Below are 9,508 nucleotides of genomic sequence, written 5' to 3' on the forward strand. Positions count from 1 at the left end.
GGCCCCTCCCCCAACCCCTCCCCTTGGGGAGAAGGAGGACTGAGTCACGCGCCGAAGTGATTCATCAGCAGCCCCGCTACGATGATCTGCGGCAGGGTCAACAGCGGCAGCGCAAAGGCAATCTTCCAGGAACCGCTGGTATCCTTGATCGACATCAGCTCTGTATAGTCGGTGGATACGCCGGCCATCAGGAAGGAGAAGGCATTGCCGGGCGCGCTGGCGCGGCTGAAGATATCCGCCGCCAGCGGCGTGGCGCCCTCGGAGCAAACCTCCAGTATCGTGGCCGCCACCAGGGTCGCGCCCAGGCCCAGCAGCGACGGGCCGAACCACTGCTCGAATACCGCCGGATCCACGAAAGCCCGCACCAGTACCGCCAGCACTATACCGACCAGCAGCCAGCGCACCACCATCTGCGAGCCGCGGATACCCTCCCACAGCAGGCCGCCGATGCTGGTGGGCGTCAGCTCGGCGCGCTCCCAGAGCTCGGAAACCTCACTGCGCCAGTCGTAGCCCTCCGGCAGTTCCACCTTGTTGGGATTGCTCGGCAACTTGCCTCTATCCACCAGCCGATCCGCCAGATAACCGGCAACCAGCGCTATCACCGCCGAGCAGAGGATAAACAGCAGCGTCCACCAGAAGCCGATCAGCGCAATCAGGATTACCGTCAGCGACAGGGAATTCCACGGGCTGGCGATCAGGAATGCCATCACCTGCCCCAGGCTGGCACCGCGCTTGTACAGCTGCATGCCCACCATCAGGATGCCGTGGGAACACAGGTCGAAGAAGAGGCCCGCCAGGGTGGCGCGAAACAGTCCGCGCTTGCTGCCGCCACGCCCCAGCACCTTGATGACCAGCTCCTGGGGAATACGCCCCAGCAGGCCGACAAACAGCGCCCCTATCGCAACTCCCCACCACATGGTGTGCACCAGCTCCACCACGCCGGTGGACATATGGTGCAGCCACTGCGGCAGCACCGAAAAGTCGAGCAACCAGTTGCTGAAATAGAGGATTGTTACCAGCGACAGGCTGATCCACAGCAACCAGTCGATGCGTCCGTGGGGCTCGTCGGCACAGCAGGCTGAAGTATGCGACTCGACCACCTGCGCGTCCCGCGGCGGCTGGGGTCCACAGCATTTATCCGTCATGCTCACCTCCAGAAAGGCTGTCCAGAATCGCGCACTCCGGCGACTCATCGCCGGCGCAGCTATCTGCCAGACTGCGCAAGGTGCTCCTCATCTCGCGCAGATTGCGCAACTGGTCTTCCACATGAACCAGCTTCTCCTGCACCAGCAGCTTGGCATCGTGGCTGCGCCGCGCCGGATTGTGGTGCAGCTCCAGCAGGTCGCGCACTTCGTCGATGGCGAAGCCGACCGCGCGGGCGCGCTGGATAAAGCGTAGCGTGTCCAGGTCCCGCTCGTTGTAGTCGCGGTAGCCGTTCTCCGAGCGCCCCGGTGACAACAGGTCGATGGACTCGTAATAGCGCAGCGCCTTGGCCGTCAGGCCCGATCTTTGCGCCGCCTGGGAAATATTCATAAAACCTCCCGCTTCCTCGCGAATTAACACGATGCAGGAGGTTAAGGATTACCGCAAGGGGAAGGTCAAGGGGCGGGAGATGCACCCGCCGCAAACATCAGGATGGCTGGCAGATATATTCGAGGATAGCCACCACCTGTTCCGGGGTCTCGGTGACCGCCAGGGCCTGAGCGTCAACTTCCTTCAGGGGATGGGTCAATTCCGGTGCGTGCATCACGATCAGCGACTTGCCCGAGGCAACGGCCATACCCGCATCGAAAGCCGCGTTCCACTGCCGGTACTTGTCGCCGAAGCGCACTACGACGATATCTGATATGGCCAGCATGTTGTTGGTGCGGATAGCGTTGATCTTGCTGGCCTTGTGGTCCTTCCAGAAGGGACTGGGCTCCTCCCCCAGAATTACCGTGCCCACCTCATCGCTGGACTCGTGATCGCAGTTGGGCGCAAAGAAGTTTACCGGCAGCTGCTTCGCCGCCACGGCACGCTTGATCTGCTCGCGCCAGTCGGTATGAATTTCGCCGGACAGGTAGACGTTGTATTCCATGCTTTGCTCCAACAGTAATGATCGGGCTGGCATTCTAACCAGCCCACGTGGAAACTGGAACACCTGGTCAGGTTTTGAAGATTTGCCTTTATCGCGCCCGGCCTGGACGCGCGACCGGTCGTCAAACCGCACCAGAGCTGCGTCCCTCCGCCACCAGCCCCCGGTAGAGGCTCAGGCACATAAGCAGCAGTACCAGGGTAAATGGCAACCCGCTGGCAATGGCGCCGGCCTGCAGCGCTTCCAGTGCCTGCCGGCCACCACCGTACAGCAGGGCTGCGGCCACCAGCCCCTCCATCACCGCCCAGAATATCCGCTGTGGTTTCGGCGCATTCAGCTTGCCGCCGGCGGTGATGGAATCGATCACCAGGGAGCCGGAGTCCGACGAGGTCACAAAGAATACCAGTACCAGCAGAATACCCAGCAGTGACGTGATGGTGGTGAGTGGCAGTTCGGCGAGCATCTGGAACAGGGCCAGGGCCTCATTGCCGATCCCCTCAGCCAGCGCGCCCCTGCCCTGCATCGCCTGTTCCAGACCGGTGCCGCCGAATGTGGTCATCCACACAATGGCGATCACAGTCGGCACCAGCAGCACCGCAATCAGGAATTCACGCACCGTCCGGCCCCGGGATACCCGGGCGATAAACATTCCCACAAAGGGGGACCAGGAAATCCACCAGGCCCAATAAAATACTGTCCAATTGTGCAGGAACTCCGTATCCTCGCGGCCAACCCAGTTGCTCAGCGGCAAAACTGCCGCCGCGTAGTTCCCGCCGGTTCGCGCCATACCGGCAAAAAAACCCAGCCCCGGCCCGACGGCAATCACAAACAGCAACAGCAGCAGCGCCATCGACATATTGAAATTGCTCAGTAGTTTTACGCCCCGGTGCAGTCCCCGCAAAACCGAAATCACCGCCGCAAAGGTTACACAGGTGATGATGGCGATCTGCATGCCCAGCGTATCGGGTGTGGCGAAGAGGAAGTGGAAGCCGGCGGACGCCTGCCTGGCGCCGAGGCCGAGGGATGTGGCCAGTCCAAACATGGTAGCCAGCACCGCCAGGGTATCGATGATATGCCCGACCCAACCCCAGCAGCGCTCGCCGAATATCGGGTAGAAGGCGGAGCGGATCGTCAGCGGCAACCCCCGATTGTAAGTAAAAAAAGCCAGCGACAGGGCCACCACCGCATAGATCGCCCAGGCGTGTAGCCCCCAGTGCACCATGACCGCGCCCATGGCCAGGTCCGCGGCCGGACTGCTATAGGGCTCGATGTCCAGAGGTGTGCCATGCCAGCCGGTAAAGTGGGCCACCGGCTCCGCCACGCTCCAGAACATCAGGCCGATACCCATACCGGCGGCGAACAGCATCGCGAACCAGGACAGGGTGGAAAACTCCGTTCGGGCACCGGGGCCGCCGAGGCGGATCTTGCCGACGGGCAGCACGATCAGCACCAGACAGAAGAGTACAAACAGGTTCGCGCCGGCCATAAACAGCCACTCGAAATGCTGAATGCTCCAGTTTTTTGCACCGGCGAGTGCGCGATTTGCCGCGGCGGGGAAAATCAGGGTGCCGACCACAAAGGCCAGGATCAGCAGCGCACTGATAAAGAAGACGGGATTGTGCAGATCCATACCGAAGAGCTGCACATTATCCCGCCCGATTCTATAGTCGGACTTCCTTTTCCGACTCACGGGCGATCAGGAAGAAGATCGAGCCCCGTTGGTCGGGCAATTGCCACTCTGGTACTGGACCTGATCCGCCGGGTCAAACCCCAGCTCCAGCGCCGCATCCAGCGAGTCCATGGCGATCAGGTGCAGCAGTAAATCGCCGGTGGGGCCGCCGCAGACGGCCGGGTACATACGGTCTGTGCGCACACCGCAGCGGGACTCCTGCACCGCCACACCGTTGCCGGTCAGTTTGGTGCCACTCTCTTCGAGTGACATGCCGCCGCCCTCGCACTGTTTGTTGCCGCGGGCCCGGTATACCCAGATCAGCTCTTCCGCCTGGACCGCGGGAGTCTCCGCTTCCGCCGCCGGTTCCTCGACCGCATCGGCGCTCTTCTCTTCGGCTTTCTCGTCAGCCCGCTGGCCGCAGGCCGCGACAGCCAGGCTCAGGGCCAGGACCAACGGCAGTAGTAATGCATCTTTCATCTTCGGGCTTCCTCCATAAAGCGTGATTTTTGTCAGCCAAAGGCCAACCAGGCGCCGACACCCAACATCAGGGTACCGGCAATTCGGTTGACCAGGCGCACACTCTCGCCCTGGGCCAGTAGACGACTGAGGGTGCGCCCGCCGCCAGCATAAATCAGCAGGCACAGGCTCTCCAACAGCAGAATGATAGCAATCAGTACCGCCAACTGCGGTGCCAGGGGCTGGTTGTCGTTGATAAAGGGCGGCAGCAGCGCGATAAAAAACGCCCAGCCCTTGGGGTTGGCCACCGCGGTGACAAAGCCCTGGGCCGCCAGCGCCCACCGTGAGGGTAGCGGTGCGGTCGGGTCGCGCGCCTCGGGCGCCGCCATCGCCATACGCCCGCGGGCCCGCCACATCTGGATTCCGAGCCAGGCCAGGTAGACGCCACCGCAATACTTGAAGACCTGGAAAGCACCTGGATACTGCAGCATCAGCGCAGCGATACCCAGCACCGCAGACACCGCCACCAGTGCGACGCCTGTAAGCTCCCCGGCCATCATCCACAGTGTGCGGCGCACACCGAGGGTCATGCCCATGGTCAACGCCAGCGTCATGCACATTCCCGGCGTCACCGACACAAAGAAGAAGGTGGGCACGAACAGCGCCAGTACCGACAGCTCTATCGCTCCCATTTAGTGGTGACTCCCCGCGTGGGTGCCGTAACGGCTCAGCAGCATCCCCATCAGCATCAGGCCGCAGCCGAGCAGCTCGTGGCCGGTAAAGATTTCACTCAGGATCAGCCAGCCTGCCAGTAGCGCGAATACCGATTCCATACTGGAGATCACCGTGGCGTGTGCCGGCGCCGCGTGACGCAGGCCGAGCAGCTGAAAGGTGAATGCCACCGCGGTGGAAAAGACCATCATATAGGCAATGGGCCAAGCGGCGTCGATGGCGGACTGCAGTGTCGCCTCCTCCACCAGCAGCGAAGCCAGCGCCGACAGCAGGCCACAGGTAATAAACTGGATACAGGCCAGGCGCAGGGCGTGGTAGCGCCGCACCTGCCGGTCGGCGGTCAGCACCTGTATCGCAAAGGCGAAGGCCCCGGCGAACACCAGCAGATCGCCGATCATCTGCGATTCCCGGGAAAAATCCCCCAGCACATAGAGCCCGACAAGGGCGACACCGATACCCGCCCAGGTCCAGCGATTGGTGGCGTTGCCGAGCGAGAGGCCGATAATCGGCACCAGCAGCATTTCCATACCGGAAATAAATCCGGCGCGCCCGGCGCTGGTGTAGACGAGCCCCCACTGCTGTAGTGCTGCGCCCAGAAAAAGCCAGAAACCGAGGATGGCGCCGCCGCCGGCGCAGTCGCGCCAGCCGGTTTTCACCGCGGCGCCCGCCTCCGGCGTCGCCACTTCACGCCGCGACGACAACCAGTAGACCAGCGGAATCAGGATCAGGCCACCGAGCAGGAAACGCCAGGCGTTGAATGCCAGCGGCGGCATATACTCCATGGCCACTTTCTGCGGCACGAACGCCAGCCCCCAGAAGAAGGCGGCCAGCAGCAGTAACAGTTCGGCTCTCGCCTGTGGTCCTTTCATTACAACTCTTCCAGAAATATTGCGTCGCGGAGAATCAGATGGCCTCGAGATGGCTCACCAGCAGCTGCAGTGACTCACGGCCGCGGAACTCGTTGATATCGAGCTTAAACGCCAGGCGGGCTTTTTCCGCCGGCTGTGGCCACTGTTCCGTATCCACGTTGAAGGCAATGGCATCCAGTGCCAGTTGCGGATTGCCCTCCGGGGCCACGACCATCTTGAGGTGACGCTCACCGACGATGCGCTGCTGCAGCAGCAGGAAGGCCCCGTCGAACAGCGGTTCCGGAAACGCCTGCCCCCAGGGGGCGCAGGCGCGCAGGGTGGCCGCCGTGTGCATGGAAAACTCCGCCGGTTCCAGCTCGCCGTCGGAATCGATTACCGCCTGCAACTGTTTCTCGGTCAGGCGACTGCGCACCGCCTCCTCGAAGGCATCGACAAAGGCGGGGAAATTTTCTGCCGGCAGGCTGAGGCCGGCAGCCATGGCGTGACCGCCGAACTTGCTGATCAGGTTTGGCTGGGCGGCGGCCACATCACTCAGGGCATCGCGGATATGCAGCCCCGCTATCGAGCGGGCCGAACCCTTGATCAACCCGTTGTCGCCCTCGGCAAAGGCGATCACCGGGCGGTGGAATTTCTCCTTGATGCGGCTGGCGAGTATGCCGACCACGCCCTGGTGCCAGTGCTCGTCGTAGAGGCACAGGCTCCAGGGAATATCGCCGTCGAGCTGCAGCTTTTCCAGCGCGGCCATCGCCTCCCGCTGCATACCCTGCTCTATCGCCTTGCGGTCGCGGTTCAGCGCGTCCAGTTCCGCCGCCAGCTCGCGCGCCTCGGCGGGATCGCGGGTCAGCAGGCAGCGGATACCGGTGCCTATGTCGTCCAGGCGCCCGGCGGCGTTGATACGGGGGCCGAGGGTAAAACCGATATCGGTGGTGGACAGCTTGCGCTGGTCGCGCCCCGCCACTTCCAGCAGCGCGGCAATACCCGGGCGGCAGCGGCCGGCGCGAATGCGGGCTATGCCCTGGTGCACCAGTATGCGGTTGTTGTGATCCAGGGGCACCAGGTCGGCCACGGTTCCCAGCGCCACCAGGTCCAGGTACTCGGCCATATTGGGCGGACTGATACCGCTGTCGCTGAACCAGCCGCTCTCCTCGAGGGTGCTGCGCAGGCGGCTCAACAGGTAGAAAATCACCCCGACGCCGGCCAGGTTCTTGCTGGGGAAATCGCAGCCGGGCTGGTTCGGGTTGACGATCGCATCGGCCTCCGGCAGTTCGGCCCCGGGCAGATGGTGATCGGTGACTATCACCGTCATACCGGCGGCTTTCGCCGCGGCCACGCCGTCGATGCTACTGATGCCGTTGTCGACGGTAATCAGCACATCGGGCCCGTATTCCCTGGCCACCTCGACAATTTCCGGCGTCAGGCCGTAGCCGTAATCGAAACGATTGGGCACCAGGAACTCCACCCCGGGTGCGCCCATGGCGCCCAGCGCCAGCACCGCCAGGGAACTGCTGGTGGCACCGTCGGCGTCGAAGTCGCCGACGATCAGGATTTTCTGCTGCGCGCGCATCGCCTCTGCAAGCAGCGCCACGGCCTTTTCCAGGCCACGCATGGCCTGCGGTGCGTGCAGTTTCGCCAACCGGTGGTCCAGTTCGGTCTCACTGGTAACGCCGCGGCCAAGCAACACCCGCTGCAGGATTTTCGGTGTATCAGAAGCAAAACGGCCAGTGGAGAGATCCACTGGCCGCCGCTGAATTCTTGTGGTCATTCTCGCTCAGCTATTTTAATGCCGTCGCCATAAAGTCGTGGACCTGTTGGAGGTCGTTGGGCAGCACCTTCATGCGCTCCTCGCGCTGGAACAGGTCCTGCATATACGCCGGCAGGGGAATTTCATGGGTGGGCAGTGCGCGGGCCACCGCCTCGGGGAATTTTGCCGGATGGGCGGTGGAGAGGCAAACCATCGGTTGCTCGGTCGATTTGCGCACCCTGCGGGCGGCCTCGACGCCGATGGCGGTGTGCGGATCCAGCAGGTACTCGGCTTGCTCGTGCAGCTCGCGGATCGTCTCGACCGTGCGGGTATCGTCGACCCGATACGAGGAGAAAAGCTCCCGCGCCTTGCCGAGTATCGCCTCATCCAGCTGCATGGGCGCACTGCGGTCTGCCAGCAGTTCCGCCACCGCGTTGCCATCGCGGCCGTAGAGATCGAACAGCAGTCGCTCGAAGTTGCTGGACACCATGATGTCCATGCTCGGCGACAGGCTGTGCACCAGCGGTTTGGGCGAGTGGTCGTTGTCGCTGATGCAGCGGTGCAGTATATCGTTGGCGTTGGTGGCGATCACCAGCTGGTCGATGGGCAGGCCCATCTGCCGCGCCAGGTAGCCGGCGAAGATATCGCCGAAATTGCCGGTAGGCACGGAAAAGTTGACCGTCTTTTGCGGCGCGCCCAGCCTGAGCGCGGCATAAAAGTAGTAGACGATCTGCGCCATGATGCGCGCCCAGTTGATCGAGTTAACCGCTACCAGGCGGCGGCCGTCGGGCAGGAAGGACTGGTCGGCGAAACTGGCCTTGACCATATTCTGGCAGTCGTCGAAGTTACCCTCAAGGGCGATATTGAACACATTGTCCGACAGCACCGTGGTCATCTGCCGGCGCTGCACCTCGGACACCCGGTTGTGCGGGTGCAGGATAAAGATATCGATATTGTCGCAGTGGCGACAGCCCTCGATGGCGGCAGAGCCGGTATCACCGGAGGTAGCCCCCATTACCACCACGCGCTCGTCGCGCTTTTTCAGCAGGTGGTCGAACAGCTGGCCAAGAAACTGCAGGGCGAAGTCCTTGAATGCCAGGGTCGGGCCGTGGAACAGCTCCAGAATCCACTCGTTGCTGTCTGTCTGCACCAGCGGCGCTATGGCGCTGTGGCGAAAGCTGCTGTATGCACGCTCGATGATACCGCGCAGCTCATCGTCGGAGAGATCATCGCCGACAAACGGCTGGATAATACGGAAAGCCAGCTCGCGGTAATCCAGACCCGCCATTTCGGCGATCTCCTCGCAGGAGAATTTCGGCAGGGATTCCGGCACATAGAGACCACCATCACTGGCAAGGCCGGTGAGAACGGTATCGGCGAAGGAGAGAGACGGCGCGCGGCCGCGGGTGCTGATAAATTTCACGGTGTTTTTTCAGTTTCTGAAATTGAGAAATCTTTTGTAGGAGCGGCGGGGCGGCCAGCCGCTCCTCCAGGGATTAGAGCGTTAGCCGAGCGGTTCGACGCGAATCCGCACCACCTCGCCCTCGACGGTATCCAGCGCCTCTATCTGCGCCACCGCCTCGCGCAGGCGGGCCTCCCTGGCGCGGCTGGTGAGTATGACCACCGGTACCAGCGCCTCGCCTTCGGCGGGTTCATGCTGGATCAGCGCCTCTATGCTGATGCCCTGGTCACTGCATATTTTCGCCACCTGGGACATGACACCCGGCTTGTCCTGGGCGGAGATGCGCAGGTAGTAGCTGGTTACCACCTCATCCATCGGCAGCACCTGGGTGCCGCCCTGGCTGCCCTCGGCCACACCGGCTGCGGGCACGCGCTGATCCGGTTTGGCTTCGAGGGTGCGCGCCACATCGACGATATCGGCAATCACCGCCGAGGCGGTGGCCTCGGGGCCCGGGGCGGGGGCCGCCCAGGGGGGGCGGGCCCCCGCGCCGGCGCTGGCCCCG

10 protein-coding genes are annotated in these 9,508 nt (G+C 63.0%); all 10 read right to left on the reverse strand.

Going from position 1 to position 9,508, the window contains the following annotated elements; genetic code table 11:
• Positions 1-44: 44 nt before the first annotated feature.
• Complete coding sequence (locus tag IG627_RS10405) at positions 45-1,145, reverse strand: permease (protein ID WP_226864921.1); 1,101 nt, start codon at positions 1,143-1,145, stop codon at positions 45-47.
• Positions 1,135-1,533: a Cu(I)-responsive transcriptional regulator gene (cueR, locus tag IG627_RS10410; RefSeq protein ID WP_193192284.1), complete on the reverse strand. Its 399-nt coding sequence runs from the start codon at positions 1,531-1,533 to the stop codon at positions 1,135-1,137. Before cueR ends, IG627_RS10405 begins: the two co-directional genes overlap by 11 nt.
• A 97-nt stretch (positions 1,534-1,630) precedes the next feature.
• Positions 1,631-2,077, reverse strand: coding sequence for a YtoQ family protein (locus IG627_RS10415; protein ID WP_193192285.1), 447 nt, complete (start codon positions 2,075-2,077; stop codon positions 1,631-1,633).
• Positions 2,078-2,198: 121 nt separating this feature from the next.
• The gene (locus tag IG627_RS10420; protein WP_404932091.1) at positions 2,199-3,719 is read right to left on the reverse strand and encodes a BCCT family transporter; all 1,521 of its coding nucleotides are present in this window, start codon (positions 3,717-3,719) and stop codon (positions 2,199-2,201) included.
• A 51-nt stretch (positions 3,720-3,770) separates the two neighbouring features.
• The gene (locus IG627_RS10425; protein WP_193192287.1) at positions 3,771-4,223 is read right to left on the reverse strand and encodes a hypothetical protein; all 453 of its coding nucleotides are present in this window, start codon (positions 4,221-4,223) and stop codon (positions 3,771-3,773) included.
• A gap of 32 nt (positions 4,224-4,255) precedes the next feature.
• Positions 4,256-4,894, reverse strand: a complete 639-nt coding sequence (locus tag IG627_RS10430; RefSeq protein WP_193192288.1) for a LysE family translocator — start codon at positions 4,892-4,894, stop codon at positions 4,256-4,258.
• Positions 4,895-5,803: a DMT family transporter gene (locus IG627_RS10435; protein WP_193192289.1), complete on the reverse strand. Its 909-nt coding sequence runs from the start codon at positions 5,801-5,803 to the stop codon at positions 4,895-4,897.
• Positions 5,804-5,837: 34 nt separating this feature from the next.
• Positions 5,838-7,565 carry a single-stranded-DNA-specific exonuclease RecJ gene (gene recJ / locus IG627_RS10440; RefSeq protein ID WP_193192290.1) on the reverse strand — a complete coding sequence of 576 codons (1,728 nt, stop codon included), beginning with the start codon at positions 7,563-7,565 and terminating at the stop codon, positions 5,838-5,840.
• Positions 7,566-7,575: 10 nt separating this feature from the next.
• Entirely contained in the window at positions 7,576-8,967 is a 1,392-nt protein-coding gene (gene thrC / locus IG627_RS10445) for a threonine synthase (RefSeq protein WP_193192291.1), read from the reverse strand.
• A gap of 81 nt (positions 8,968-9,048) precedes the next feature.
• Positions 9,049-9,508: ACT domain-containing protein (locus IG627_RS10450; RefSeq protein ID WP_193192292.1), on the reverse strand; the 460-nt coding region annotated here is incomplete at its 5' end.

It is taken from the genome of Microbulbifer taiwanensis (genome assembly GCF_014904815.1).
Lineage (GTDB): Bacteria > Pseudomonadota > Gammaproteobacteria > Pseudomonadales > Cellvibrionaceae > Microbulbifer > Microbulbifer taiwanensis.